General features: G+C 59.8%; 33 protein-coding genes. 27 read left to right on the top strand and 6 right to left on the bottom strand.

Annotation, left to right across the window (positions count from 1 at the left end; translation table 11 throughout):
• Positions 1–13: 13 nt before the first annotated feature.
• The 14 genes from LY284_RS37425 to LY284_RS37490 all read left to right on the top strand — a co-directional run bounded on the left by LY284_RS37425 (position 14) and on the right by LY284_RS37490 (position 8,525).
• A complete protein-coding gene (locus LY284_RS37425; protein ID WP_033536783.1) occupies positions 14–865 on the top strand; it encodes a hypothetical protein in 852 nt (283 codons plus the stop codon).
• 89 nt (positions 866–954) lie between these two features.
• On the top strand, positions 955–1,191 hold the full coding sequence (locus LY284_RS37430) for a type II toxin-antitoxin system Phd/YefM family antitoxin (RefSeq protein WP_033536782.1): 237 nt from the start codon (positions 955–957) through the stop codon (positions 1,189–1,191).
• Positions 1,191–1,571 carry a type II toxin-antitoxin system VapC family toxin gene (locus tag LY284_RS37435; RefSeq protein WP_033536781.1) on the top strand — a complete coding sequence of 127 codons (381 nt, stop codon included), beginning with the start codon at positions 1,191–1,193 and terminating at the stop codon, positions 1,569–1,571. The genes LY284_RS37430 and LY284_RS37435 overlap by 1 nt, the downstream gene beginning before the upstream one ends.
• A 32-nt stretch (positions 1,572–1,603) precedes the next feature.
• Positions 1,604–1,951 (top strand): hypothetical protein, encoded by a 348-nt coding sequence (locus tag LY284_RS37440; protein ID WP_033536838.1) that lies wholly within the window; start codon positions 1,604–1,606, stop codon positions 1,949–1,951.
• 60 nt (positions 1,952–2,011) lie between these two features.
• Positions 2,012–2,326 carry a hypothetical protein gene (locus LY284_RS37445; RefSeq protein WP_233392227.1) on the top strand — a complete coding sequence of 105 codons (315 nt, stop codon included), beginning with the start codon at positions 2,012–2,014 and terminating at the stop codon, positions 2,324–2,326.
• 330 nt (positions 2,327–2,656) lie between these two features.
• Positions 2,657–3,334 (top strand): hypothetical protein, encoded by a 678-nt coding sequence (locus tag LY284_RS37450; RefSeq protein WP_033536779.1) that lies wholly within the window; start codon positions 2,657–2,659, stop codon positions 3,332–3,334.
• Between the two features lie 422 nt (positions 3,335–3,756).
• Positions 3,757–4,362, top strand: coding sequence for a hypothetical protein (locus LY284_RS37455; protein ID WP_033536778.1), 606 nt, complete (start codon positions 3,757–3,759; stop codon positions 4,360–4,362).
• A 59-nt stretch (positions 4,363–4,421) separates the two neighbouring features.
• Positions 4,422–4,655: a hypothetical protein gene (locus LY284_RS37460; RefSeq protein ID WP_233392229.1), complete on the top strand. Its 234-nt coding sequence runs from the start codon at positions 4,422–4,424 to the stop codon at positions 4,653–4,655.
• A 96-nt stretch (positions 4,656–4,751) separates the two neighbouring features.
• The gene (locus tag LY284_RS37465; protein WP_051996772.1) at positions 4,752–5,930 is read left to right on the top strand and encodes an SGNH/GDSL hydrolase family protein; all 1,179 of its coding nucleotides are present in this window, start codon (positions 4,752–4,754) and stop codon (positions 5,928–5,930) included.
• A gap of 162 nt (positions 5,931–6,092) precedes the next feature.
• Positions 6,093–6,449 (top strand): hypothetical protein, encoded by a 357-nt coding sequence (locus LY284_RS37470; protein ID WP_033536776.1) that lies wholly within the window; start codon positions 6,093–6,095, stop codon positions 6,447–6,449.
• 4 nt (positions 6,450–6,453) lie between these two features.
• Positions 6,454–7,110, top strand: a complete 657-nt coding sequence (locus tag LY284_RS37475; RefSeq protein ID WP_033536775.1) for a hypothetical protein — start codon at positions 6,454–6,456, stop codon at positions 7,108–7,110.
• A 62-nt stretch (positions 7,111–7,172) separates the two neighbouring features.
• Positions 7,173–7,742 carry a hypothetical protein gene (locus tag LY284_RS37480; RefSeq protein WP_144403769.1) on the top strand — a complete coding sequence of 190 codons (570 nt, stop codon included), beginning with the start codon at positions 7,173–7,175 and terminating at the stop codon, positions 7,740–7,742.
• Between the two features lie 18 nt (positions 7,743–7,760).
• Positions 7,761–8,174: a hypothetical protein gene (locus LY284_RS37485; protein ID WP_033536773.1), complete on the top strand. Its 414-nt coding sequence runs from the start codon at positions 7,761–7,763 to the stop codon at positions 8,172–8,174.
• Between the two features lie 24 nt (positions 8,175–8,198).
• A complete protein-coding gene (locus LY284_RS37490; protein ID WP_034473960.1) occupies positions 8,199–8,525 on the top strand; it encodes a hypothetical protein in 327 nt (108 codons plus the stop codon).
• Between the two features lie 360 nt (positions 8,526–8,885).
• On the opposite strand, the gene LY284_RS37495 is transcribed toward LY284_RS37490, so the two are convergent.
• The 6 genes from LY284_RS37495 to LY284_RS37520 all read right to left on the bottom strand — a co-directional run bounded on the left by LY284_RS37495 (position 8,886) and on the right by LY284_RS37520 (position 14,825).
• The gene (locus tag LY284_RS37495) at positions 8,886–10,472 is read right to left on the bottom strand and encodes an IS66 family transposase (protein ID WP_060734303.1); all 1,587 of its coding nucleotides are present in this window, start codon (positions 10,470–10,472) and stop codon (positions 8,886–8,888) included.
• Between the two features lie 96 nt (positions 10,473–10,568).
• Positions 10,569–10,919, bottom strand: coding sequence for an IS66 family insertion sequence element accessory protein TnpB (tnpB, locus tag LY284_RS37500; protein ID WP_012250655.1), 351 nt, complete (start codon positions 10,917–10,919; stop codon positions 10,569–10,571).
• Positions 10,900–11,415, bottom strand: a complete 516-nt coding sequence (locus tag LY284_RS37505) for a transposase (RefSeq protein WP_080443120.1) — start codon at positions 11,413–11,415, stop codon at positions 10,900–10,902. The genes tnpB and LY284_RS37505 overlap by 20 nt, the downstream gene beginning before the upstream one ends.
• Before the next feature lie 318 nt (positions 11,416–11,733).
• A complete protein-coding gene (locus LY284_RS37510; RefSeq protein WP_051996774.1) occupies positions 11,734–12,309 on the bottom strand; it encodes a TIGR02281 family clan AA aspartic protease in 576 nt (191 codons plus the stop codon).
• Positions 12,306–13,526, bottom strand: coding sequence for a DUF1173 domain-containing protein (locus tag LY284_RS37515; protein WP_051996776.1), 1,221 nt, complete (start codon positions 13,524–13,526; stop codon positions 12,306–12,308). Before LY284_RS37515 ends, LY284_RS37510 begins: the two co-directional genes overlap by 4 nt.
• A 63-nt stretch (positions 13,527–13,589) precedes the next feature.
• Positions 13,590–14,825, bottom strand: coding sequence for a zeta toxin family protein (locus LY284_RS37520; protein WP_081851911.1), 1,236 nt, complete (start codon positions 14,823–14,825; stop codon positions 13,590–13,592).
• Positions 14,826–15,103: 278 nt separating this feature from the next.
• On the opposite strand from LY284_RS37520, the gene LY284_RS37525 reads away from it, so the two are divergent.
• The 13 genes from LY284_RS37525 to LY284_RS37585 all read left to right on the top strand — a co-directional run bounded on the left by LY284_RS37525 (position 15,104) and on the right by LY284_RS37585 (position 24,392).
• Positions 15,104–15,433 carry a DUF5658 family protein gene (locus tag LY284_RS37525; protein WP_033536832.1) on the top strand — a complete coding sequence of 110 codons (330 nt, stop codon included), beginning with the start codon at positions 15,104–15,106 and terminating at the stop codon, positions 15,431–15,433.
• 88 nt (positions 15,434–15,521) lie between these two features.
• Entirely contained in the window at positions 15,522–16,448 is a 927-nt protein-coding gene (locus LY284_RS37530) for a DsbC family protein (RefSeq protein ID WP_233392231.1), read from the top strand.
• The gene (locus LY284_RS37535; protein WP_033536770.1) at positions 16,445–16,702 is read left to right on the top strand and encodes a hypothetical protein; all 258 of its coding nucleotides are present in this window, start codon (positions 16,445–16,447) and stop codon (positions 16,700–16,702) included. Before LY284_RS37530 ends, LY284_RS37535 begins: the two co-directional genes overlap by 4 nt.
• Before the next feature lie 23 nt (positions 16,703–16,725).
• A complete protein-coding gene (locus LY284_RS37540; protein WP_233392233.1) occupies positions 16,726–17,226 on the top strand; it encodes a lytic transglycosylase domain-containing protein in 501 nt (166 codons plus the stop codon).
• Positions 17,227–17,249: 23 nt separating this feature from the next.
• Positions 17,250–17,891: a conjugal transfer protein gene (locus tag LY284_RS37545; RefSeq protein WP_233392236.1), complete on the top strand. Its 642-nt coding sequence runs from the start codon at positions 17,250–17,252 to the stop codon at positions 17,889–17,891.
• The gene (locus LY284_RS37550; RefSeq protein ID WP_033536767.1) at positions 17,888–18,916 is read left to right on the top strand and encodes a TraU family protein; all 1,029 of its coding nucleotides are present in this window, start codon (positions 17,888–17,890) and stop codon (positions 18,914–18,916) included. Before LY284_RS37545 ends, LY284_RS37550 begins: the two co-directional genes overlap by 4 nt.
• 10 nt (positions 18,917–18,926) lie before the next feature.
• Complete coding sequence (locus LY284_RS37555) at positions 18,927–19,427, top strand: TrbC family F-type conjugative pilus assembly protein (protein WP_033536766.1); 501 nt, start codon at positions 18,927–18,929, stop codon at positions 19,425–19,427.
• A 426-nt stretch (positions 19,428–19,853) separates the two neighbouring features.
• Complete coding sequence (locus LY284_RS37560; RefSeq protein ID WP_233392238.1) at positions 19,854–20,321, top strand: hypothetical protein; 468 nt, start codon at positions 19,854–19,856, stop codon at positions 20,319–20,321.
• A 12-nt stretch (positions 20,322–20,333) separates the two neighbouring features.
• The gene (locus LY284_RS37565; protein ID WP_033536763.1) at positions 20,334–20,933 is read left to right on the top strand and encodes a TraE/TraK family type IV conjugative transfer system protein; all 600 of its coding nucleotides are present in this window, start codon (positions 20,334–20,336) and stop codon (positions 20,931–20,933) included.
• Positions 20,930–21,925 (top strand): type-F conjugative transfer system secretin TraK, encoded by a 996-nt coding sequence (locus tag LY284_RS37570; protein WP_233392240.1) that lies wholly within the window; start codon positions 20,930–20,932, stop codon positions 21,923–21,925. Before LY284_RS37565 ends, LY284_RS37570 begins: the two co-directional genes overlap by 4 nt.
• Before the next feature lie 2 nt (positions 21,926–21,927).
• Positions 21,928–23,271, top strand: a complete 1,344-nt coding sequence (locus tag LY284_RS37575; RefSeq protein ID WP_033536761.1) for a TraB/VirB10 family protein — start codon at positions 21,928–21,930, stop codon at positions 23,269–23,271.
• Entirely contained in the window at positions 23,268–23,984 is a 717-nt protein-coding gene (locus LY284_RS37580; RefSeq protein ID WP_144403768.1) for a TraV family lipoprotein, read from the top strand. The genes LY284_RS37575 and LY284_RS37580 overlap by 4 nt, the downstream gene beginning before the upstream one ends.
• Before the next feature lie 102 nt (positions 23,985–24,086).
• The gene (locus tag LY284_RS37585; protein WP_233392242.1) at positions 24,087–24,392 is read left to right on the top strand and encodes a hypothetical protein; all 306 of its coding nucleotides are present in this window, start codon (positions 24,087–24,089) and stop codon (positions 24,390–24,392) included.
• Positions 24,393–24,411 lie beyond the last annotated feature (19 nt).

Raw genomic sequence — 24,411 nt, forward strand, 5'->3', positions numbered from 1 at the left:
AAAGTCCATCCATATGAGTGAGCAACACAGCGAGACAGGCGAGAGCTCGGCGGTTCTTGAGACCGTGGAATCGACAGACAGCCTCGAGGCGAGAACGCTTAATGTGAGGCAGGGAGCCTTTGCCATTGCGACCACGCAGGACACGTTGAACCGCCTGCGCACAGGTAACCTCGGGCCGTGCGTCGCCTTCTACGGCATCAACCGACGAGCCGGCGTGACATTCATGAGCCACGTCGACGGCAACCTGTGCGGCTTTCGCGCATTGGAGGATCGTCTCTCGAGCGCTACCAATGGGGACCTCGAAAGTTTCGCGCTCTATGCCACGACCAACTACACGATGACGGCGAGGCTAGCATGCCTCGCTCTTGTCGGCGCGGCGTATCACTGGTTGCCCTTATGGTTGTGGCTGGGGTTGATAGCCGTCGTCGTCGGCTTTGGTTTCGCAAGCCTTCTGCAGATCTACGTCTTCGCCCGGCGAGCCTTCGGCACATGGCGCATCAAGCTTTGCACGCCGTGGCAGTTCTCCGGACGCGTCGAGGTCAGTCTTGATGCTGCATCAAGCGGTGGCCCGGACGTGCCGCGACGCGAGACCGTTTCCCGCGCTGAAAGTGAGCGTCGCTACGGTCGACTCCATTGTTGGGTGTCGGGTCAACGGGAAATGACCCCGACACGAGAGGTTTTGAACCTTGCGTCGGAGCGCGATGCACTGCGCGAAGTTGTGCAGGCGCTGGACTCATTCCAGCGCGAGTACGGCGCGCAGGCGCTGGACCCTGACGGCATGCCGGGCAACGAGCATTACCGGCCGAAGCTGGTCGAGCTGGTGTCGAAGGCCCGTGCCGCGCTAGCTAGCCGCCCGACAGAGTGACGGCGATGACAGTAGGGCGCGATCTGACGCCGCCAGTAGACCAACTTAGCTAAGTTGGCTAGAATGGTGTCGTCCAAGGGAGCGATGTCATGCAAAATGCCAACATTCACGAAGCCAAGACGAATCTGTCGCGGCTTGTCGACGCGGCAATAGCCGGAGAAGAGGTCGTGATCTCCAAGCGGGGTAAGCCGGCGGTCCGGCTCGTACCCGTCGAATCCGAAAAACCTCTCCGGCGCTTCGGCGTAATGCGCGATAGCATCCGCATCGCCGACGACTTTGATTCGCCGCTGCCCGACGACATTCTCGCCGCTTTTGAGGGACGGTGATGCGCCTGCTGCTCGACACGCATATCTTCCTGTGGGTGGTCGCCGACGACGCAAAACTGAGCGCCGCGGCCCGCGCGACAATCTCGGAGGCGGCAGAGGTGTTCGTCAGTAGCGCGAGCATCTGGGAAGCCTCTATCAAGGCGGGGCTGGGAAAGCTGGACGTCGATATTGACGCCCTCGTAAGCGCCATCGAGACGAGCGGGTTCAACGAATTGCCCGTCATCGCGGCGCACGGTGCCGCCGTACGCCATCTTCCAGACTTCCATCGCGATCCGTTTGATCGGCTGCTGATCGCTCAAGCGAAACATGAGCCAATGCATTTCATGACGGTTGATGGTCATCTTGAACAGTACGCACCTGACCTCGTCATGAAGGTCTGATGCGGGTGAGCCACGTCGTTCCGGAAACAACCATGTCGCCACAACAAGCCCTTCAAATCGTCCAGCAGCTCGCGGACGGCATAGACCCGACGACCGGCGAAGTGCTGTCTGCAGAGAGTCCGTTCAATCAGCCGGAAGTGATCCGCGCGCTAAATCTCGCATCGAACGCACTCAAGGCACACGGGCTAGACGCCAAGGCAGCACCGACGCAAAAACCCAGACCAGAAAACGCCGGCCGGTCGTGGTCGCCGCAAGAAGATGCAGAGCTGCTTGCCGAATTTGATGCTGGTATCGTGCCTAAGGAATTGGCTGTCAAACACGGCAGGACTAAAGGCGCAATCGAGTCCCGCCTCGTGAAACATGGCCGTATCCAGCGGTGACGCTTGCCATACTCCAGGCGCGATGAAATGTGTCCGTTAAACCAAAGAAAGGAGTAGATCTTGTTGCGACGAATGATGACCGAAAAGGGCTATCCCGTGGAAGCGTACGCGATGGCTGCTGTGCTCTACGGATTCTGTGCGGCCGCGATGTTGATCGCAGAGTTCAGCACGCTTGACCTGTATTACTTTGAGGCGTGGTCTTTCCGCCGGATCGGTGGCCTCGTCGGCGTGATCGCTCCGCCTTTGGTAGCGGCAGTTTGGTTCGTTCGTAATGAGTGGGACACGTGGCTTCCGAAACGGATTCTGGCAGGGTGGTGCCTGGGTATTGCAATCGCCGCTGCCGGCGTGACCATCCGTGCTTGGTTGCATATCTAACTCGGGAAATGCCGCCGTCTATCACGAGCAAAGCGAGCCATGTCCAACCTTACCCCGGCGCTGGCCTTGCGGGCCGCAATCAACCTTTTGCGAGATTCTGCCGAATCACGCAAGATGCCCAACGGCGAGCCCCTAACTGATGCCGTTGTGCAGTTCCATTTGGACGCCGCTGACACGCTGGAAGAGTCCCTAACGGACCTCCGGGACCACGAGTAAGAAAACAAGAGCATCGGGGCAAGCTGGACATTCTCAATCTGCTTGAACGAGGCGAATCGGGGCAGCGGCCGCACCGGATTGACAGCTATTTTCGAAAACTTCCGCAGCTAAAAGATGGTATTTTTCCCCGCCTTTTTATTTGCCGCATACGCCAATCTGGTCATTGCTATTCGCGGTCTTGTCTTGAAAGGACGTGACGGGGTTGTGGCGCAGCTGCATTTCGTGTGCTGCCTCGTGGGCGTACTCGGTTTGTTGTTGGGATTCGAGATGGTCCCCGATCCGACCAAAGGCATCGCGGGCGACGCATACAACTGGAGCCCCGTTGCATTTTTTGGGTTCGGGGCGGCAACCATCGCGCTCTTCGTTGCGCGGCTGCGTAAGCAGGAACGCCAGGATCGTCGCGACCCGCTCACGCTGCGCTTCGGTACAGCGATGCTAGCCGTACTGGCAGGGCTCTACATCTGCGGCACGGCGGTTGATCACTGGTGGTTCTTTCGTGATTCTGAAAAAGCAGGCACAGCAGAGGCTTCCTTTGTAGGCAAGGACGTCAATTGCAGCAGCTCAGTGCTTGTGAGACTGGATGGTAGAACCGCGACCTACCGATGTCCGACGCTGATCGAGTTCGGCCGCGATTACAGTCAACCGTTTGTGCCTTGGCCTTCCTATTCTCAAGGCATAACAGACGGTCGACATATTCTCGATGCGCTGGCGAATGCCGACGCGCAGACTGAAACCAAACAAGCGGTACGACACACGCCAGCGGACACGCAACCCGCGGCTTCCGGCCCGTAATTGATCGGGGCATCGAGTTCGATATACCCCTGATATAGTTTCGGCCATGAATACCTCTCTTCCCCCCGATTCCGCCAACAGGGACCGCATGCGCGCGCTGTGCGAGCTGGCCGGCTCGCAGGCTGAAGCGGCCGCGTTGATCGCCAAACATACTCGTCGTCCATGTAGCGTGAGCGCCATCAAGTCCTGGACATGCTCGCCTGACTCGACGCGCGCAAGAACGTGCCATGAATGGGCGGTCGAAGCCCTGGAAAAAGAACTAAAAAAACTTGGTCGCAGCACTTGACGCGGTGTACATGTACACCGCATTATTGAGTTGTCTGTCATCCATCTAGCGATGGATTCCGTTTGTGTTTGCGAGACAGGTGCGCCGCCCGGGGGCGGTGCCGCAAGCAGAACCAGCAACTCAACAAGAACGCAAAATGACCAAGTATCTTCAAGACCTCACCAACGCCGTAGCAGGCATGTCCGTGCTGCAGGCGACTCTCTTCTGGCTTTTCATTGGCATCGCGTTCGTCGCCATCAGGCGGATCTACGCGCGACTCGTCCATCACAAAAGCGCGCCCGCGGCGCCGGCACAGCATCACAACATCGCCTTCTTACTCGCGCTCGCTTCGGTGTTCGCACTTTGCCTTTCCTTTCCGTTCCACATCGTTCTCGCCGACGACCAGTTCGACTGGATCTCTGCCTGCGTGGTGCTTTATGGAACGTGCTGGGTGGCGATCGGTGCCGTAATGAGCAGGGAGCAAGAGGTCGACATGCTTTCGTTGATCGACACGCAGAAGGGGGCGACACCGAATGCGATTGAAGTGGCCACCGTTAAGGCCCTCGTCGATGCATCGCGTTTTTGCCGCAACGGCCTAATCTTTGTCGCCCTCGGTGCCGTTATCCAGATGGGCCATCTCGTCTACAAAGCTCACCCCGAGCTGTTTTTCAAGGTCGCAGTTGCGCAAGCTGACCCGGCGATGGGTGCCACCATCACGCAAACGCCGGCGCTCGCCGCCTTGCGCGACAGCCAGCCGTCGTGACGATGACTTACTGGCTGTGAGCTGGTAGCGCTCTATGCCAGTTGGTGAGGACGAAGGCAATGGGCGAGTGGACCAAAGAAAGCGAGTATTGCCTGTCGCATCCGAGCGGTTGGACGATCGCCAAGTGTTACGTGCAAGGCGTCCCCCGCTACGTTCTCTGGGAAGGCGATACGCGCAAAAACCAGTTTAACGACGTACGCGACGCGATGCGCGAGCACTCGCGGCTCACACGTGTCGAGCAGGCAACCGAACGGGGCGGCGACGCAGTGGCTCCGCCCAGCCCGCAAGAATAAAGCAGCAGCGGCCAAGCGGCCCAAACAGGTGGTGGCTCGCGATACCAACAGCAAGCGACCCACAACGCATCGATTAACAGACCGAGGAACCAAATAATGAAGACGAAGAATACGGCCATCTTTGCAAACGACATCACCACGATCAAGCGGACCGCGCAATACGCGCTCGCGACGCTGGCGTTCGCGGCACTCGCGGCGTGCGGCGGCGGCGGTGGCGGTGGCAATACCTCCGCGGCGTCGAATGCGCAGGCCAGCGCAAACGTTCAAATCGTATCGTTCGGCGACGAGCTGTCGGATGTAGGTACATACGCGCCGGTCATCACCGCGAGTTTTGGCGGGGGCCGCTTTACCACGAATCCGGGCGAAGTCTGGACGCAGAAGGTCGCGGAATATTTCGGCGGCTCGCTCAGCGCTGCCTATCTTGGCGGCTTTGGTCAGCCGCTCGCAGCGTCGACAGGCCTTGGCTACGCGCAAGGCGGGGCACGCGTGCAGGACCCGGCCGGCGAAGGGCATGCGGCGTCGTCGGTGCCGAACGCCGACTACGCGCAGGCGACAACCGTTCCAGTCACGCAGCAGGTGCAGAACTACCTGAGTGCACATGGAGCCTTCAGCTCCAGCCAGGTCGTGCTGGTGAACGGCGGCACGAATGACATTCTCCTTCTCGAGCCTTCGATCGAGAGCCTGGTCGCATCGGATGTCGCTGGAGGCATGGACCTGACCAGCGCGGTGCAGAAGGAAGCAACCGCCGCTCTCGTGCCGGTAGCTCAGAAGTTCGCTGCGACGGTGCAACAGATCGCGACCGCGGGCGCCGGCCACGTCGTCGTGGTCAATGTGCCGGACCTCGGCCAGACTCCCCTTGGGGCAAAGGTCGGTTCGAGTGGGCAGCAGCTGCTGACGGCGCTCGCAACCGTCTATAACCAGGCGGTCAGTCAGACGATTCAGAGCTTCGGCTTGCCGGCCGGCAAGGTCGTTCCGGTTGACCTGTTCGGGTGGCAAAACGGTGTTATCGCTGCCTATCAGGCGAATGGCTTCTCCGTTGCCAATACCGGCACAGGCTGCAATATTTCGCTGATGGTCCAGAATGCGACCAACTCTGGCGTGAGCAATCCGCAAGCGTTCGGCTCGTCGCTGTTCTGCGCGCCGGCCCTTTACACCGTTGCTGGTGCCGATCAGTCGTACATGTTCGCCGATCTGACCAATCCGTCGACGCATCTCCACGCCCTGTTCGCGCAGTATGTCGAACAGCAACTGGCGAGCGCCGGCGTCAGCAAGTAACGCGCGCGACGCGGTAAAAGTCTGATGTGGGACCGCTCAGGGATGTCGCGAAAGTAACCGCGTGTCACTTTCCAACCTGTGCGGTTCACAACTGCGACGATTGAAGCAAGCGCTCGAAGGCGCAAGTTGGTTGAATCATAAGTCCGTCATGAAGGAGGTTCGATGTTCACTCTTGTCGCCAAGGTCGCAGTGCACGGCGAGTTGATCGACGTGATGCAGACTCCAGTTTCGCCGGTCGACGGCGAACGCATGCTGCAGGCAGCATTAGCCGACGATCGGGCTCTCCCAAACAACGGGCAAGATCTCGAAGACGGTGAAATGTGGGTCGACATGCACGACGCCGAGGGGAATATTGTCTCCAAAGAGCCTGCATGTTTTCACGCTGCCGACGCTGCAGATGCTCTTGAGCTGCATTTCAGCGCCCCAGCAGGTCTTATCGCTAAAGCCCTGTCAAAAAGCAACGTGATGGCCCAGTACAAGGATCACCGGGCCGCCGTGTGTTTCGCGCTGCACGGTTAACACGATGGCGGGGGAAATCCATAAACGGCTGGTGACGCTTGGCGAAAAATGGCTGAAGCGGCAGGGGTTTGCCGTAGTCGCGAGCGAGCTTGTGACGAGCGGCACGCGGGAACAAGCCGATGTTATCGGCTTCAGGTCTAACTGCTCGGCCGTGATAGAAGCCAAGGCGTCCCGGTCCGATTTTCTGGCCGACTCACGCAAGCCACATCGCATATCGGGCGGTCTAGGTGTGTATCGGTTTTATCTCTGCCTGCCCGAAGTGATGGACGTAGCCGATCTGCCGGAGCGGTGGGGCCTGCTGTACGCCGATGGGCACACCGTGCGCGAAATTCTGCGGCCGACCGGAAACGGATGGCCGTCGCTGGGTGCGAAGTTGGGAGACTGGTCCGCGTTCCAGCACGAAGCCGACGTGATTGCAGAGCGCGCCGTTTTGTTCTCCATCGCACGCCGGCGGTCATTACCTCGCTCGGTTGAGCAGTATGAAAAGCGATTGCAGGACGAAGTCAGACGGGCCGAACGGCTTGCCAGAGAGAATGTCGATTTGGCCGAACGGGTGAGAAAACTGGAACTCGCTCTGTATCTGGCAGAACGAGGGCTCACAGCGGACAAACAAAGCCCAGCCGAATTCAAGACAGCGATGCGGCGAAAGATTGCGTCGTAAAAAGGGTTGCGCAAGCGCCAACCACTCCTCAACGAAAGATTAAACAAACAATGGAACAACGCATGACCACCTGCTCGAAAATCGCCTTAACTCTTCTGTCCTGCGCCTCAGCACTGATGCTGGCTGGTTGTGGCAAGCCGGAGCATATCGACCTGCTCGGCGTCCGAGCTGGAATGTCGCTCGATGAGGTCAAGGCCGCAGCCCCTGCCGGCGCATCCTTGTACTGCCTGGGCGACGGCGACATTATGTTTGATCAGCGTGCCCGCCTGCCCCCGAGCACTACGCTCAAGTTCTGCACCTGGTCAACGCTCGGCGCCGACGGCACTCGAAGCGTCGCCCAGCTTCAACTTGGCAACGCAACGAGCTTTCAGCAGACGCTCGCGTTCAGTTATTCGGCGGCCGGGTACACGCTCAGCTCCTTTGGCATCGAATTTCCCTCTGCGGCTTTTAGCGGGATCGTCACGAGCCTGACGGAGAAGATGGGCAAGCCCGACTCAGCGGCCGGCTTCGCCGGACTCAACGAAACTGTTCAGTGGGATGGCAAGGACGGGACGCTGAAGGCCGGCCTCGACGTCTCCGGCGCGCCGATCGCGCTGGTGATGTTGCAGCGGCCCTCGACTCCGCGCAGCTGATGGCGCCGGCGACACAGAATGTACACCTCCTCCATTGGTAACCAGGCCTACACTATCGCGGTCTGGATGTTTGCCGACTGGCTCAGCCGGAACCCCTTGATGGCGGGCACTCCGCCCCAGCATTCGCCTCCTACCTGGACAACCGAACAATGGGCGCACGCGGCGACACTGGAAGATGCCTTGCGCCTGTTCGGCGCCGACGAAGACAGTGTTGAATTGCGGTCCATCAACACCGCGACGCCTACTGAGGTACGTCGATGGGTACGGGAAGACGAGCGTGACTTATGCCGCGCCGATGATGGCGTCCTGCGTCGATTTCCCGACCAGCTGCTACAAATTCTTCTCATGGGACGGGGAGAGGTCGAGCTGGACGCGGCCGGCGCAATGGCTGATGCCGTCGATCTCTTCCGCAATGTGACGCAGTGTTCTTAGCCGGTGACCGGCGAGGGAGATGATATGGAAACAATCCGGGGGCTTCTTGTCTGGATAATCGACCTTCACGACACGGACGCGATGAATCGGGTAGTCGCCGCTCAGCGCCGTGCAGGGCGTCGCATGTTCTACGCGCTGGTGACTGCCTCGGTCCTGTGTGCAATCAGCCTGGTCATGGCGCCCGACGTGTCGACTACAGACCTGGCAGCGCCACCGGCTGCTATCGCGTGGAAGCTGGCCGTCGCGCTAGCGGTCGGCGCGCTGATGACAACGGTCGTTGGCATGATGTACATCGCGCGGTATGTCATCCTCTTGCGATGGCCCGATCGCTTCGTACGTGACTCTGACTAGGGCGGAAGGCGAGCGCCTGAGCAATCGTTTCAGCCGTGTACAAAGCGGATCAGGAACGCCCCGGCCGTCCCAATCACAAGAAACGGCCACGACCGTAATGACAAGCGCCAGTCGACGCTGGACGGCCATGCCGCCATTAGCAGCTGCGCGAGACATAGCCACAGCATTGCATCCCACGCGGACGGGTGGAATCCATGACGCACTCTTAGCCATGCGACGACAGGTGCGATTGCAAAACCGAGCAGCGGAGCGAGGCTGGCAGGAGCCGCGTTCCACCACCGCACGTTCGCGAATACGACAGCACCGAACACGTAGGAACCGTAAGCGGTCAGTGAAGCACGTCCTGCCCGCCAACTTGACCTATCGATTTTTTTCTAAAAGGACCTTGCCCAGTCTCCAAGGAAGTAGAGCTTCGTAATCCTCTGCGGTCTTCGCGAGCGGCAGAGCCTTGAACAGGTCGACAAGATACGCGTAGATATCGATGCGATTCGCGACGCAGGTCTGGACGAGTGAATACAGGTTTGCCGAGGCCTTTGCACCTCCTACGGTGTCCGAAAAAAGCCATGCCTTTCTCCCCAGGACAAACGGGCGGATCATGTTCTCACATAAATTATTGTCAACGGGCCATGCCGGATTCTCGACGTAACGGATCAGCTTGGGCCACTGTCCCGCCGTGTAGTTCAAGGCCTTGCCCAGCAGCCCTGTGGGCGCGGTTGTTTCCAGGTACTCATCGAGCAGGGTCCTGATCTTCGTGAGCACCGCACGGCTATAGCGGCGGCGCAGGCGCGCTCGCCAGTGCGGTTTCTTGTTGGCATGCGATTCGGCCGCATAGAGCTTGCCGATCAGGTAGATAAACTGGGTGGACGGCTGATGGCGGCCACGGGCATCTTTGGGCAATGCCGCCTCGGCTTCCACAAAATACCTCCTGCAGTGCGCCCAGCAACCAAGATGCACGAGTGCATTAGCCTTCGCGATCGTGTCATACGGTTTGTACCCGTCGGTCATCAGCACGGCGCCATGGCGCATGCCGGCCCACACGTCCGCACCAAGCTGTTGGGAGCGCCCCGGCGCATAGGTAAACAGGCGCACGGGTGGACCACTGCCGTTCATCTGGACCCAGACGTAACTCTTTGTCTGCGGTGCGCGCCCTGGCTCCTTGAGAACCTGCACGGTGGTTTCGTCGCCGAACCCGATCTCGCTGTCGAGCATCACATCACGCATCAGGTTGATGACGGGCTGTACCGAATGTCCCAGGCGCACTACGCTTGCAGCCAGCGTGTTTCGCGAGATGTCGCCGCCAAAGCGGCGCAGCAGCGCAGCGATCCGGTACAGCGGCAGGCCGTCGATATACTTCGAGACGACGAACCACGCCAGCGCCGCTTCGGTGAACAGGCCCCTGGGGATGATGCGTGCTCGCGCCGGCGTCACCTTCATGCCCTGGTCGCACTGCTGGCATGCGTACTTCACGCGCTCGTGACGGATCACCTGAACCTGCTGCGGGATGATGTCCAGCTGTTCGCTGACCTCGACGCCGATCTCCACGAGCACACTGCCGTCGTTCTGGCACACCCGTTCTTCTTCAGTGAGCTCGTAACGGATCACCTTGCGTGGCAATGCCGGGTCCAGCGGCTTGCGCCCGGGCTTGCCGCGCTTGTGGCCTGCCACCGACGTACTGTCTGTGTCGTCTTCCTGGGCGGGTAACGTGGCGGTCGTCGGAGCCAGCGCTTCCGCTTCATTGAGGAACAGGTCCCGCTGGGCCTCGCTGCGTGCTTCGCTCTTCGCCCCGAACAGCCGTCGCTCGAATGCCTTCAGCTGTTCCTTGAGCAAATCACGCTCGACCTTCGTGACCCGCAGTTCGCCACGCAGCGCGTCGCGCTCGGCGAGCATCGCATCGCGTTCGGCGATGAGGGCAGCGAGTTCTGCGGCGGTGATCAAAATGCGGTTCATGCCACAACCATACCGGCTTGCGCTGCGAAATGGGTTTACGTCACCGCGCAAATTGTTGTGCGCGCGCCGCGCTCGCGCGACAGCGATACATCCTCCTCAGCTCACGCGTGCATAGTATCGCGCCGGGTGCTTGCGCATCGCTGTCAGATCAATGCCCTCCAGCAGCCAATGCAGTTGCTCGACGCTCAGTTCCAGTACTGGTTCGCTGCGCGGCCAGGCAAAGCGGTCAGCCTCCAGGCGGCGCAGCATCAACCAGAACCCGTTACGCTCCCATAGCAGAAGCTTCAGGCGATCGGCACGCCGGTTGCGGAACACGTAGACCGCCCGTGCGAACGGATCGAGTCCCAGTGCCTGCTCCACGATCGTCGAAAGGCCCGTAATGCCCTTGCGGAAATCGACGGCATCGCGGTGAACGTAAACCTTCAGATCAGCGTCGAACCGGAACATGGCACCTTCCCAGCGTCTCGATCATCGTCATCACCAGGCTTGAATCGTCGCCGGCACATTCAAGGATGAGCTTGACACCGTTAGGCAGTTCGGCAATCAGTTGCGACGGCAGCGTGACGCGTTGCGCCTGCCGTGCGAGCGCAACCGGTGCCGCATGAGCCTCGCATGCCGTAACATCGGCATGTCCCGGCTGAACAACCGGGATGAACGTCGGCATTGCCTTGGCCACGCCGTTCGGCGCCCCCTCACTGGTAGCATCGCTTTGATACTGACGAATCCATTTACGCAACAGGTTGGCGTTCAGGCCGTATTCCAGCGCCATCCCGGCGACGGACACCCCTGGTCGCAGACAGGCCAGCACCAGCTCACGCTTGGCCTGTTCGTCAAAGCAACGGCGCTTGCCATCACGCTCAAAGCCCCTTACCAGCCGCTCCTTCAGATTCCTGTCCTCTGCCATGGGTAGTGTCCACTTGAAAGTTGAAGTGGACACCAGCATCGCCTATCACTCATCGCGCGGGAAGGACGCCGACAACGGACCGCTTACTAGGAACCGTCCGCTGCGCGATGGGGCCATAGGGACAAGCGTACCGGTCGCGCCAGCGTAAGAAATCCGACGATGAAATGCAGCAGTTCGTGTGCGATCGTACCCGGGAGCGCCACCAATGCGAAGGCGAGGTTGGCACGACCCCAGCGCGCTAGAAGCAGCGCGATGATCGCTGCCGGGCAAAGATATGCCAGCATCGATTTAACAGGCAGATGCTGGACTAGCGCGAGCGAGGTCACCATGAGTCGGCCGAGGGGCGCGCAGCATTATTCACTGCGCGATTTTCAACGTCATATAACCGTTGGCGTATCCAATCTGGAAACGGTTGAGTACGTTCATTCCCAGCAGGGGGAACTGCAGGTGCTCGACGACCTGCACGTCGACGTCGCTGACCGTAAAGCCGCCGAAGCTGAGGATGTTGGCCTTGCTCGTCCAACTGGTTGCCATACCGTTAGCGGTAGAAACGACAACCTGCTGGCCAGCGCGAATCCCTGCATTACGCGCCTCGTGCAGCGGAATTGCCGAAACAGTGGCGCCTGTGTCGACCAGGAATACGACCGGGTAACCGTTGATCCAGCCGGCGAGGTGGTACTGCCCGTCCGCTGACCGGGGCACCAGATAGACCCCGCGATCCAGTTTCGGTGACTCGTTCTGGACCGGCGACCGCGCGGCCAGAGGCAGCTGCGCTGGAGCATAGTTGCGACCGTCGAACACCCCGAAATGGATCGTCTGAGTGTGGCCGTAAAGAGGGAGCATCATCATGCCAGCTGCGAGTGTCGCCGCGGCTGCGGCTGGCGTGGAAACGAAGAGAGATCGTTTCGCATGCGAAAGCAGCTTCAGTGTCATTCTGCGGTATTGAAAGCGTGCGGGACGGCCTGGGATAGATCGGGCATTGCATCGCCGGCTGCCCATTGCACATGGTTGAGCCGGTCGTTTTCCAGCAGCTCGCCAAGGGCCGCCATAAAGCCGTCGGACGCGTTGCCCGGGATCATATACACCGCGGTGTGTTTCTCCGACGTGTCGCTAAGGATCACCGAAGCGAGTGGCCGTGAGGACGGGAGATTGTAGCGGAGACCTTTAACGAACCGTCGTCCGTTCGTAACGAGGCTGTCCAGCAGGTTTTTTTCGTCGACGTTCGAAAACGGCAGCCAGTGCTCGTTGGCAAGCATCAGGGCCATTTCTTCGATGTCTGCAATGCCGGCACCGCCCACGCTAAACGTCGCGATCATGACGAGGTGAATTTCGGGGAATGCGTTCCAGAGACTGACCTCGTCCTTGTAGACCTTTTCGAGCCGCTTGTTCAGATCGCTGCTCAACATGAACGGAAAATCTGGAACCTGCTTCAGGATGACCTTCTTTCCGTAGCGTGCTGCGGTCACTTCCTTGATCTCGCCGACAACAATGAAGAGCTTCTGTCCCGTCCTGCCAGCGCTCTCGGCAGAGGCGATGAGCGCGCTTCGCCGCTGCGCGATTTCCCCCTTGCGATCGACGTAGAAGGGCTCGGGTACATAAAGCGTACTCGGCAGATGCAGTCCTTTTGTATACTTGCCCTGGGCCGCGCGGACCAGGTACTTGTGGATCGTGGCCCAGCTGCGCTTGCCCTCCATCGCTGGATTCCAGTGCGTCAGGTGCGCTTCGTCCCACAGAAAATGCAGCAGAGACCGGATGGTGAGCTTCGAAGTCTCGCCCTTGATGCTTTCCTGCTCGCTGTTGCTGGGCTGTGGCGGCGCTCGCCCCGGAACCTTGTTCAGGGCGAAGTCAAGCCGTAGGGCCGTCGTTCCGTCTTCGATATCTTCCTTGATCGCGTGACCCAGTACCTCGCCGAGCCCACTGAGTTCCGCCGGCGGGTCGTACGACCCACAATCAGCGGCGTGGCCTGCTCCCGACTCTGGCATTCGCTTGATCAGATAGTGACCGTTCGACTTCGCGACGTACATTGGAATCCCCGGCCGCACGCAAAGGCACAATGGCCGGATCTTCGTGTGGTGGATACGGCCGAGTGCAGCCTGCAGTGCGGGACCGTCTTCGTCGAACAGCCGTCCGTCGATCTCATAGCGTTGCATTGCCAAACCCCGTTTTTTTAAGTGCTTGTAGGACGCAAGGTAGCGCTTCCGACGTTACTCGGTTCACGGCTCATTTATACCGCGGCTTTGCTCCTGCTTTCCCGGCGTCATTTCCTGACTCTGCTCGACCGACTTCTTCTGATCGACTTCCTGATAGTTCATCTGCACTCTCTGGCCAACGCGAACCGCACCGCTAACGTCTGAACGGGCAAACTCAACGGCATCCGTACGTCCAGTTTGCACGAGCACGTGCTTGTCTGTGACCCTGATCACCTCGCCGCGCACCACGATGTTGGGATCGAGATCGCTTGCTTTCGTGACACGTAAATGGGTTCCCGCGGTCGCCTTCGCCCCGGTCGGCTCATCGCCATCCGCAGTCAGAACAGCTTGCCCGCTACGTCCTGTCGAGCTTCCTCGTTCTCGTGCATCTCCTTGACTCCTTTCATGGCGCTGCGAATCCACTGCGAGGCTATCTCGCGGTGGGAGTCCGGCTGCCTGTCGGTAGGCGGCATCGTCGATTCGTCCGGCGTCTCGCTGCTGTTCGATTCTGGTTTGGAGTCGTTGCTGGATGTGTTCATAGTTGCCCTCTGATCTCAAGACGTTGACGTTTTCGAAACCCTGCAGATTGACCGGGTTGGACCGGTCGCGCACATCAATGATGTCGAGAAGTAGATTATTTCCGAAGTATGCGCTCAGCTGCGAAAGCGAGTCGGGCAGGCCACCGACGATCCGCGCGATGGTTCCGATGCTTGAACCCCGGCCCTCCTCGTAGAACCGCTGCAGCGTCTTGTCGAGCGCATCTTCGACCTTGGGATGTACGACCATAATATGCGCCCGGTAACCGGCATCAAGCACCTTCTGGATCTTGTCGCGGCTGGTGTCGAAGCTCGACATCTGCCCCTCAAAAACCATCACGGCATCCTGCGGCAGTCTGTTTTCCTTGAGCATCAGCGACGTTTTGCCGGCCCCTGGAGAGCCGGTCAGGAAATACACCGTGTCACGGCCCGCTTCGCGCTTCCCCTGGAGGTTTTCGGTGAAGAGGGCGGAAGACAGAACCGCCGCCGTGTTGTGCACCGGCTGGTTGTATCGGTTTCGCGCCTCCCGCGACGCGCTGAACTCCGGGAACGTCTCCTTGAAGAGATCTGCCGCAACGTACCGTCCCTCGAACGACCGGACATCGCTTTTGTAGGCCTCGATGTACTTCTCCGGCGCGGACCTTGCCGACTCTATCGCCCGCTCCTGTACGCGGCGCCGGTCCGGTTCGTCGAAATTGACGTACCGGATGTTTTCAAGCTCCATCTCACACCCCGCATAATTTGATTTTGTTAACCTGCATCCGTGATTTTAATTCGTTTGTCACGGTTGGCAAAACGTCTTCAGATCTTCCCGGCGATCCGCACTCGATGCCTTGCCGCAACGTGTTGAAATTACAACGGTTAACGGCCCCGACGAAAAGCTATGACATGGTTGGTAGTGCACAACGGAAGGTCGTGCATCGCCAGAAAAACTAAATTATAATCACCCCGTCGCCTGATTCAGTTTTTTACACAAAACGGCGCGCACACTACGGGGACGTAATGAGGACCGACCATCCCAACGCCATCTTTCGCAACCGAACGCCAGTTCTTCTCGGCGTCGTTGCGATTCTTCAGCTGCTCGACTGGCACAGCACGCTCACCGCACCGCATGGTCGGCATGAGTCGAACAAGCTCCTTAACTGGATTTCCCAGTGGATCAGCTTTGCCTACGAGTTGACGCTGATCAAGGCCGCATTTCTGCTTTTGCTCGCCATCGGCTATCTCTACTGGCGAGCGCACAAAGGAATGTATGAGCTGGAGTACGGCCTGTGCCTCGCCGTACTGATCGTCGTTTACGGCTGCGTCGTCCTCAATAACTACCTGTCCTAAGCCATCGCCGTTACGGGGATCGGGGACCGTCATGAATTGTGTCGGTACATGCTGGCGTGGTTTTCACAGCCTTGCGCCGCGCACCTGCATGCCACGCTCCGACGCCGCACACCGCAGATGGATTTCTGTCGTATCAACCGAACCGTCTGAAAGTTCGATCGCCGATAACGGCACCAACCGGAGCAACAGACTCATGCGAAGCATTTCCAAACTCACCGCCGCGCTCGTTATCGCGGGCTACGCGGCACTCGCTCACGCCGGTTTCCCCGAGGAGCTTGTCAAGCGCTTTCCGGCCGCTCAGGGTGCCAAGATCCAGCCTTCGATTCCCGGCTTCTGGTCGGTCGTCAAGGGCAGCGAAGTCTTCTTCGTGCGCGACGACTTCTCCGTGCTGATCACCGGGAACGTCATCGACCTGCGAACCAAGCAGAACCTGACGCAGGCGCTCGAACAGGCGAACCGGCCGAAGATTGATGTGGCACAACTGAACCTGAAGGATGCGATCCGCTTCGGTAGCGGCTCGCGAAAGCTCTATGTCTTCTCCGACCCCGACTGTCCTTACTGCCGTCGGCTCGATGGCGAACTCACCCAGCTCAAGGACGTTACGGTCTATATCTTCCCGTTCCCCCTCGCGCAGTTGCACCCGAACGCACCCGGCGTATCGGAAGCCGTCTGGTGTCAGTCGGATCGGGCGGCCGCGTGGGCCAAATATCAAGACCTTGCGCGTGACGGTTTCTCCGGCCCGCCGCTCGATGCGGACCCCGAAGCGGACTACAAAAAGCGATCGGCGCGCCTGATTTCTTCGTGGCGCGATTACCTGCATTCGCGCCGTCAACCCGATCAGCCGACGTGCGAGAACCCCATCGCCCGCAATCTTGCGTTCGGTGAGAAGTGGAGTATCAACGGCACGCCGGCCCTGATTTTCGAAGACGGAACGCTGGTGCCCGGCCTGACCCCCACGGCCCGTATCGAGGCGCAACTGACGCAGTCTCACGCAAACCTGACGGCATCCAAATGAGCACCCTGAAATTTCGCCTTCTTAGCGCCGTTGCCGCGCCCGGTCGCTACACGGCGCTCCATGCCGGCGTCGTCACGCTAATCGCCACGGCTGTTTTCATGATGCTGACAGCTGGCGACCTCGGTCCGTTGGGGCCACTAATCATCGCTGCATCGTTCTACGTGATTTTCGCTGCGGTGGTGATCGAACTGGTTCTCGGGCTGATTTCCTTCGGGCGTTGGCTGGCCCGAAGGGGCTTGAGCAAGTACGCGTGATGATCCGGGCCTTCGTCACGCTCGTGATCGCGCTGGGTATCTGCCAATCCGCGCGAGCTGACGCTGACCTGCGGGCATGCTTCGAGCACGCGGCGCAGCGTCGGCACATCAGCGTGAAGCTGTTGCTTGCAATCGGTCACGTGGAATCGCGCTATCGGCCAGGAGCGGTCAACACGACCACGGGCGCGATGGGGGTGATGCAGATCATGCCGTTTCACCTGAACTGGCTGAAGCGATATGGCATCAATCGTGACGATCTGCTAGACGGCTGCACGAACATCAATGTGGGCACTTTCCTGCTCTCCGACTTTATCCGCATGTATGGCAATACCTGGCGTGCGGTCGGCGCATATGGCGCGGGCATCGCACCCGGCAACGAAAAGGCACGGCTCGAATACGCGCGCCTCGTCCAGCAGCAATACGAGCGGTTGATGAACCCGGAGAGCGAGCCTGTGTTTCCTCGAGCCGCCCGGATCGAGACGCAAGCGAGGCCGACGCGACCAACAATGGTGGTGGACAAATGAACAGAAGATTTTTGCAATGCGTTGTGTTCGCACTCGCGGCCACTGCGCAGCTTGCTTGTGCCGAAGACCTCGGCGTGAAAGCGCAAACCTACGCGCTCGATCGCGACGCCACGGAGCAGATCAAGGACGTCATGCGTCACAAGCAGCAGAGCGGCGAGATGGACACGTTCTGGAAAAACTACCGGGACAAGGTGATTGCGTCGATCAAAAACCCGCCGTCGCTCGGCGTCAGAAGCGACTACACGACGCGCACGGAGTTGCACGACCTTCGGTTTGTGATTCCGTCGGACTATAAAGACCAGAACGGAAACGTGATCGTCAAACGTGGCACGGTTGTCGAACCGTTGAAAGTTATGCCGTTGACGTCTGGCCTGCTGTTCATCGACGGAACCGATCCAAAGCAAGTGGAGTACGCAATCCGGCGTAGCCAGCGGGAACCGATGAAGATCGTGCTCACGGCCGGCTCGCCGTACCTGATGCGCATCAAGTATCAGAACGTCCCGTGGCGCGGTGAGAAGGGCGTGCCTTTCTATTTCGACCAACGCAAGATCATCATCAGCACGCTCGCAAAGCTGTATGGCATCCAGATTGCCAGCGTTCCGGCTGCGCTATTCCAGCAGGGTGACAAGCTCGCCGTCCAGTTCGGTATGGGAGATATGAAATGAGACTTCTCTCGCGATTCTGGATTGCGATCGTACTGGCGTTCAGCCTGTCGGGCGGCGCCCAGGCACAGCAGATCTGCAACGGCAGTTTTCCCAATCTCATTAACGACGTCTGCTACGACTGCATATTTCCGATTTCCATCATGGGGGGGTTCATCAACCTCGGCGTTTCCTCTCAGGACTACGACACAGGCGCGAGTTCTTTTCCGGTCTGCGTCTGCGCCAACAACCTGTCGGTGGGTTCACCGGTCTCATTCTGGGAGCCGCGCTACATGGTCGATACCACGACAAAGCCCGGCTGCATGCCCCTGCTCGGAGGAATCGACATCAACACGCCGTACAACTCCGACGAGTACGGAACGGAGAACTACACGACGGCGCATCTAAACGGCAAGCGAAAGTCGGCCTTCGTACAGGTCAATGAGTACATCAATCCAGTCATGTCGGCGATCGGCGTGGTGGTGAACAACCCGTGTCTGGACAACCGCTCTTTCGACGTACCTTTCCTCAGCTGGGCAGATCCGACATGGAACGATGACTCGCTGTCGCTAATGCTGACGCCGTATGCGTATCCGTTTGCAGGCGTTCCAAGTGTTGCGGCCGAGCTGCCCGACGCGATATCGGCCACCTTCGGCTTTCCCTCGGAAATCCTCTTCTGGGTTGCTGGGGCCTGGGGCCCGATGTATCCGCTGGACGGCAACGTCGCTGTTGCGAACACGCAGGAGCAGGTTTCGCATCTGATGATCGCACGCTTGTTTGCAAAGCTGCACGCAGCCGGGGCGCAGCAGTCGACAGCTGGTCAGGACGCTCTTCAGTCATGCGGCGCCCTTGGCGTGCCGCAACTGATCATGGACAAGCGGCAGTACAAGACGAACCGGACGTTTCCGTTTCCCGACAACATGTGCACGCCGATCGGTCGGCCTCTTGCGTTTCAGGAGATCGGCGCGTCCCGTCCGCAGGACAAGGACTACGGGTACTTTCTCTTCCAGCGCAAGGACTGCTGCGCAACCTACACGGTCGCTCAGTAAAGGAGAGCAAATGAAAAGACTGCTCGCAACCATCATGCTGTGCTGTGCGGCTTCGACCCACGCTGAACAACCGTCGCTTGTCGATTCGATGACCGCACCGTGGAACACGCTGGTATTCGTCTCCACGAGGATGCCACAGGCCTCCGTGATCGAGCTGGCCCGCGAGGCCAGTCAGGCGGGTGCTGTGATTGTGCTCACCGGCTTTTCGGACGAAAACGGCACGCTGACTGCGACCCAGAAGTATGCCGCGCAGATCAGCAGCGCCTGCTGTGGAAAGAAGCCTGCCCATTGGATCATCGATCCCGTTCTGACCCGGCGCTATCACGTCACTGCAGCACCGACGTTTGTCGTTGCTCACGGCGAAAGTGACGACCCTCGCGAGTACTCAAAAGTCGCGGGCGAGATCAGTCTCGCCCAGGCACTGAAGTTCGTCGCGCAGACATCGAAACTGCCTGCCGCGAGGGACGCGGCGAGCCGCGTTTATTACTCGGCCTACGGCGATAAATACTAATTGTGATCAGTCTTCCTAGTGATTAAAATAAATGTATGACAAAGTCCAAAATGATTCTTTCGGGGTTAGCCGTCGTGTGCGTGCCGGCGTTTTCGGCACCAGCATCGGACGGCGTCACGTACGTCCAGCAGGGTCGGTACGTGTCGGGCGCTGTGGTCGTTGCGCCGGCGAATGGCGGCGAATATGTGTACTCGTCCAAGCCGGCTGACGACGGACGCGGCACGCAGCGATTCATGCTGGGGCAGGCTCCTCGCCAGAACTATGACCTGTTCAGCTCTGTGGAAGAGGCCGCACTCTGGCGTACTCGGGAACTCCAACGCGAGGCGATGGCGGCGGCGAATGCGCGGGCGAGAACGAAGCACGTCAGTCGACGCGCGGCGCCGAAGCTCAACTGGCCCAAGGTCGTTCTCGTTGGCGACAGAACGTGTGTCCCGCAATCAGCGTTTGCGTCTGCTTCGGACTGGCAGCAACACCTCGTCTGCTGGTTCGCTGGAGATCGACGTGTCGAATAAGACCTTCCGCATTCCAAAATATGGCGGCGCTGAAAGCGCGTTTCTAGGCGTTGAGTTCAAAGACACATACATCCTCATCGTCAGCGTGTTCGTTGCGCTAGTGGCAGGAAAGATCTACGGAACTGGCGCGTATCTGGGTATTCCGTTCGTCGGCTATCACGCGAACAAGAAGTACATCGAATGGCGTAGCACCCGACTGCCTGGTTTCATTCTGGTCTGGCTTTACCGCTTCGGGCTGCGAGGGTTTTCGAAAGGGTTCAAGTCGCAGCGAACGGTGTATGTCGGGGATGCCACGGTGATCAACCCCGCCTCGGACCGTCTTCTATCTCAGATGATGCGCAAGCAGGACGTCGCTGATTCCGAACAACAAGTCACTGAATAGGGCAACAACGATATGGACCTTCCGAACCGAAACAAGTCAGTCGCGGAACTCCGAAAGAAGAATGACTTCCTCATGATCGTAGTGCTGTGTCTCGCCGCGGCAGTACTGCTGTGCGTCGGCAAGGTCGTCTTCATGTCGGAAATTGTTGTGAACCGTGTTCCCGGCATGCCCGATGGCGCGAAGATCGAGCGAAACGGCATGGACGTCGGCGCGCAACAGGCGACCGCCTATGCCGTAGCTTCGGCGCTTGCTTCTGTTAATCCGAGCACCGGTGAAAGCATCAAGAAGTTTGTACAGCCGTTTTTCTCCGCCGCTGCCTACACGAAGGTTAGCCAGGCCATTGACAGCAAGGTAGCAACGCTCAGCATCCAGCACGAGCTGGGCAGCTACTACTTCATCCTCAAGCGTTTCGAGGCGGACGACAAGCTGGGTAGGGTATTCGTGCTTGGCGACGTTCACACGGTCAACGCGGCAAGAGATACAGCTGAGCCGTGGGTCTTCGAGTTTCCGGTGCATTTTGCCAACTACCAGATGATCCTCGACGACGCGATCGCTTATTCCGGTGACAAGGCACATAACTCCGAATGGATCAAGGCTCAACAAAAGAAATGAAGACCACCACACGCTACCTGCCCGCGCTGCTGTTGGCCAGCCTTGGGCTCTCGCTCCCGTTTGCCTCACGCGCTGACAGCGCGCCGGCCACGGTTGATTTCGGCCAACCGACTGGCGCAGTTTCCAGTTCGACGCCTTTTCCGTCCGCCGGCGCGCAAGGTGCGGCACCGACCCGGAAAAAGGTGGTCGCACATGTAAAAAGCAAAGCCGCGCGCAACGCGCTGACGGTCGATTCGGCAATCGCTGTGAAGGCGACGCCCGCCAAAGAAATCGACTTGCCCGGTGTACTGCACGTGCCGGGGGAGAAGCTGGGCATGGACGATCCGACGCGCTCACAAAAGGTCTCGTGGACCAATCAGGGATCGAAGACCGTCTATCTCAGTGTGACCGAACCGAACCGCATCGTGCTTCCGTTCAAGAACCCGTACATCGTGCGGATGAGCGATGTGACGGTCGACCATCGCCCGGAGAGCAACAACCTGTACGTGTACTGGAACGTCAATCGTCCTGAGGACGCGCAGCCGCGACAGATCTATATCGAGCCGCCGGGTGGTGGTGGTCAAGCCCTTGGGCTCGAGATTGTTCCGAAGACCATCCCGGGGCAGACGATCCTCGTTGCGGACGATACCGGCATTACTGCGAGCCACAAGCCAAAAACAGGTGACAGCAGCGATTACGTCACCCACGTTCAGGACCTGATGGCGTCCGTCGCGCTCGGCGAGTCGCCGAACGGCTTTTCGCAGGTCGACGTGAACCTGCCGCCGATTGGGATGGATGGATTAACCGTGACGGCCGACACGCGCTACAGCGGTCAGGAAGGGGACGTTTGGGTCTACACGGTGAGGAATCCGCGTCAGACGATTGCACAACTGCGGGAACAGGAATTCGACGGCCCCAACGTGCTTGCGGTTTCCATCTATCCGAAGCCGTTGCTGCAGCCTGGCGAAAGAGCCCGGGTCTTTGTGCTGGCCCGCAAGCGTGAGGAGCAGTGAGCATGGCACTTGAATGGCAATGGCTCGACCAGAAGAAGCAGGAATGGAACGACATGCAGCCTGGGTTCCGTTACCTGCTGATCGCGGTGACCGTGCTCGGCACGGCATTTATCACGTACAACCACTTCACGCGTCGCCCGCCGCAGACCTCGACGAGTGCAGCGTTACCCGCACAGACCGTGGCGATGCCGACCCCCGCTGCAGCTCCCGCAACCGGGGCATCGGCTCCCACGTTTACGGGTGTCGTGGGCAACGTGCTGCCGTCCTCGCCGCGCAATCAGGGACTCGAGAACGTCGTGACGGACATCGAGAGCCTGAAGTCGCAGCTCGCGGCACTCCAGCGGCAGCAGGGTGGAAATCCCGCGCCTGGGGTCGTCAACACGCCGTTCAAGGCGAGTGCCCCCGCGCCGACGACGCCCGCCACCGACAGCCAGGGTTCGAATCCGCTCGGCAAGGACCTGCCGGAAGCGGTGAGCTTCGACCAACCGGGCTCGCGCGCCAAGGCACGGCCCATTGACGCGTCCGGCGTGACAGCGAGCGCAGATGCCGCAGCGCCTGCGCCCCAGGTGGCGAACCTGCCGCCGGCACGTCCGACGATGATCGCCGACCCGGTCCCTGCCCGATCCAGCAGCGATGACGACAAGCGCCCCGATCTGGTGCTGCCGATGTACACGGGCATCGAGGCCGTCATGCTCTCTGGGATCAACGCGCGACCCAGCGGCTCGAACGGTGGAGGAGCTGCCGGAAGCGTGACATCCGCGCTCGACGTTGGCGCGCCGTTCGTTTCGCGCGTCAAGGGCATGGCGATCATGCCCAATTCGTGGAAGGCCAGTGATCTTGCGAACTGCTTCGTCGGCGGCTCCGCGACTGCCGTGCTATCCGCCGAGCGGGCCTATGGAATCGCCGATCACATCAGCTGCATCTTCAAGAACGGTGACGTGTACGAAGCGCCCATGAAGGCCTATGCGCTCGACGTTGACGGCACGCTGGGCCTGGCGGGGAAAGTGGTCAACAAGCAGGGTGCGATGCTGATGCAGGCCGCGTTGACGGGTATGGCTGCAGGCCTTGGCGCTGCGCTCGCGCCGAGCGCGGTGCCCAGCTACAACACGAACGTCGGCAGCGGCTCGGAGCAGAGCTACACCTATCCGAGCCCGAGCTATCTGGCGGGCACGGCAGTAGGCCAGGGCATCAATCACGCGGCAACTGAGCTGTCGCAGTTCTATCTGAACTTTGCCAAGGAGACCTTTCCGGTCGTCGAAGTCACGGCAGGCACCCGTGTGACCTGGATTCTCAAAGAAAACCTCGTGTTGAAGAAACGATTGGTCAACAAGGAAGCAGTCCAATGAGCAACCTTAAAAGCAAACTTGCGGTGATCGCCATTTCCGTTTGCGCTGTGCCGGTCCTATCGGGCTGCCCAGCCGCCTTTAATCCGATCGGGTCTAACTCGTACGACTGCAATCGCAAGCAGGACCCGTCGAGCATCTACTGCCACAGCTTCAAGGCTGTTGAGGCTTCGACAAACGGCGAGTTGCCGCCCAGCCGCTTCGACTCCGAGCTGAACTTCAGCCAGTACGACAAGGCGACCGACATCGCGCCGGTCGGCCAGCGCAATACGGCGGCCTCCCCGATTCGCTCTGGTTCGGGCGAGCCGGTCGTTATGGGCTCTGGCGGTCCGGCCGTTCAGGGATCGGCGACTCCAGGAACGGTTCGCACGGTTGCCGTAGACGGCATGCCTGACGGCATGCCGGTCCGTGAGGGCCCCGTTATCCAGCGGACGTGGATCAAGCATTTCGTGGACGGCAACGACATGCTGACCAGTGACACCACCGTCTACAAGGAGATCGTTGGCTCGCACTGGTCAGGATTCGATGGGGGCAACCCCGCCGGCGCCGCGCGCGGCGTCTACCCACACAAGCCTGCGGACAGCAAGGCGCTCGAGGCCGCGAAGCCCTCGCAGCCCGACACGTCCCAGCGCACCGATTTCATCCAGCCAGGACCGCAAGCATCGGCTGGTGAAAGTAGCCCAGGCAATTCCTTGCCGTCTTCAATGCCACAGTAAAAGTAGAGGAAAACCATGAAACAAAATGCTGTCTTGACTCACGCTCACGCACCGGCACGCTCGTTCCGGCCCGTAGCCGTGATGGTGCTTACGATGGGGGCGATGCTTGTTTCCGTTGGCGCACTCAACGGTGGTACGGCGCTGGCCGCAAGTGCGTGGGACACGCTTGTTTCGACCGTCCAGACGATGCTCGGCAGTACGCTCGTCATGGCGCTCGTGCTGCTCTCGCTGATCGTAACGATCTGGCAACTCGCGCATGGCGGTGGATACCGCAACCTGACCGTTGTGCTGGGCATTCTGGCGACTGCGCTGATCGGACCGTCTCTTGTCCAGACCGTTGCAACGGCGACGGGCCCGGGCTATGCGTCGACGGCACATCAGCTGGAAACGGTCGATCTCGCGCACTGACCCTATCGCGACACCTCGT

Origin of the sequence: Caballeronia sp. PC1 (assembly GCF_021353155.1) — a bacterium.
In the GTDB taxonomy this organism is placed as follows: Bacteria; Pseudomonadota; Gammaproteobacteria; order Burkholderiales; family Burkholderiaceae; genus Caballeronia; species Caballeronia cordobensis.

Excerpts from the sequence above, each read along its gene's own strand:
- LY284_RS37425 (WP_033536783.1), top strand. The coding sequence starts at position 14 with ATGAGTGAGCAACACAGCGAGACAGGCGAGAGCTCGGCGGTTCTTGAG.
- LY284_RS37430 (WP_033536782.1), top strand. The coding sequence starts at position 955 with ATGCAAAATGCCAACATTCACGAAGCCAAGACGAATCTGTCGCGGCTT.
- LY284_RS37435 (WP_033536781.1), top strand. The coding sequence starts at position 1,191 with ATGCGCCTGCTGCTCGACACGCATATCTTCCTGTGGGTGGTCGCCGAC.
- LY284_RS37440 (WP_033536838.1), top strand. The coding sequence starts at position 1,604 with ATGTCGCCACAACAAGCCCTTCAAATCGTCCAGCAGCTCGCGGACGGC.
- LY284_RS37450 (WP_033536779.1), top strand. The coding sequence starts at position 2,657 with ATGGTATTTTTCCCCGCCTTTTTATTTGCCGCATACGCCAATCTGGTC.
- LY284_RS37455 (WP_033536778.1), top strand. The coding sequence starts at position 3,757 with ATGACCAAGTATCTTCAAGACCTCACCAACGCCGTAGCAGGCATGTCC.
- LY284_RS37460 (WP_233392229.1), top strand. The coding sequence starts at position 4,422 with ATGGGCGAGTGGACCAAAGAAAGCGAGTATTGCCTGTCGCATCCGAGC.
- LY284_RS37465 (WP_051996772.1), top strand. The coding sequence starts at position 4,752 with ATGAAGACGAAGAATACGGCCATCTTTGCAAACGACATCACCACGATC.
- LY284_RS37470 (WP_033536776.1), top strand. The coding sequence starts at position 6,093 with ATGTTCACTCTTGTCGCCAAGGTCGCAGTGCACGGCGAGTTGATCGAC.
- LY284_RS37475 (WP_033536775.1), top strand. The coding sequence starts at position 6,454 with ATGGCGGGGGAAATCCATAAACGGCTGGTGACGCTTGGCGAAAAATGG.
- LY284_RS37480 (WP_144403769.1), top strand. The coding sequence starts at position 7,173 with ATGACCACCTGCTCGAAAATCGCCTTAACTCTTCTGTCCTGCGCCTCA.
- LY284_RS37485 (WP_033536773.1), top strand. The coding sequence starts at position 7,761 with ATGTACACCTCCTCCATTGGTAACCAGGCCTACACTATCGCGGTCTGG.
- LY284_RS37490 (WP_034473960.1), top strand. The coding sequence starts at position 8,199 with ATGGAAACAATCCGGGGGCTTCTTGTCTGGATAATCGACCTTCACGAC.
- LY284_RS37495 (WP_060734303.1), bottom strand. The coding sequence starts at position 10,472 with ATGAACCGCATTTTGATCACCGCCGCAGAACTCGCTGCCCTCATCGCC.
- tnpB (WP_012250655.1), bottom strand. The coding sequence starts at position 10,919 with ATGTTCCGGTTCGACGCTGATCTGAAGGTTTACGTTCACCGCGATGCC.
- LY284_RS37505 (WP_080443120.1), bottom strand. The coding sequence starts at position 11,415 with ATGCTGGTGTCCACTTCAACTTTCAAGTGGACACTACCCATGGCAGAG.
- LY284_RS37510 (WP_051996774.1), bottom strand. The coding sequence starts at position 12,309 with ATGACACTGAAGCTGCTTTCGCATGCGAAACGATCTCTCTTCGTTTCC.
- LY284_RS37515 (WP_051996776.1), bottom strand. The coding sequence starts at position 13,526 with ATGCAACGCTATGAGATCGACGGACGGCTGTTCGACGAAGACGGTCCC.
- LY284_RS37520 (WP_081851911.1), bottom strand. The coding sequence starts at position 14,825 with ATGGAGCTTGAAAACATCCGGTACGTCAATTTCGACGAACCGGACCGG.
- LY284_RS37525 (WP_033536832.1), top strand. The coding sequence starts at position 15,104 with ATGAGGACCGACCATCCCAACGCCATCTTTCGCAACCGAACGCCAGTT.
- LY284_RS37530 (WP_233392231.1), top strand. The coding sequence starts at position 15,522 with ATGCCACGCTCCGACGCCGCACACCGCAGATGGATTTCTGTCGTATCA.
- LY284_RS37535 (WP_033536770.1), top strand. The coding sequence starts at position 16,445 with ATGAGCACCCTGAAATTTCGCCTTCTTAGCGCCGTTGCCGCGCCCGGT.
- LY284_RS37550 (WP_033536767.1), top strand. The coding sequence starts at position 17,888 with ATGAGACTTCTCTCGCGATTCTGGATTGCGATCGTACTGGCGTTCAGC.
- LY284_RS37555 (WP_033536766.1), top strand. The coding sequence starts at position 18,927 with ATGAAAAGACTGCTCGCAACCATCATGCTGTGCTGTGCGGCTTCGACC.
- LY284_RS37565 (WP_033536763.1), top strand. The coding sequence starts at position 20,334 with ATGGACCTTCCGAACCGAAACAAGTCAGTCGCGGAACTCCGAAAGAAG.
- LY284_RS37570 (WP_233392240.1), top strand. The coding sequence starts at position 20,930 with ATGAAGACCACCACACGCTACCTGCCCGCGCTGCTGTTGGCCAGCCTT.
- LY284_RS37575 (WP_033536761.1), top strand. The coding sequence starts at position 21,928 with ATGGCACTTGAATGGCAATGGCTCGACCAGAAGAAGCAGGAATGGAAC.
- LY284_RS37580 (WP_144403768.1), top strand. The coding sequence starts at position 23,268 with ATGAGCAACCTTAAAAGCAAACTTGCGGTGATCGCCATTTCCGTTTGC.
- LY284_RS37585 (WP_233392242.1), top strand. The coding sequence starts at position 24,087 with ATGCTTGTTTCCGTTGGCGCACTCAACGGTGGTACGGCGCTGGCCGCA.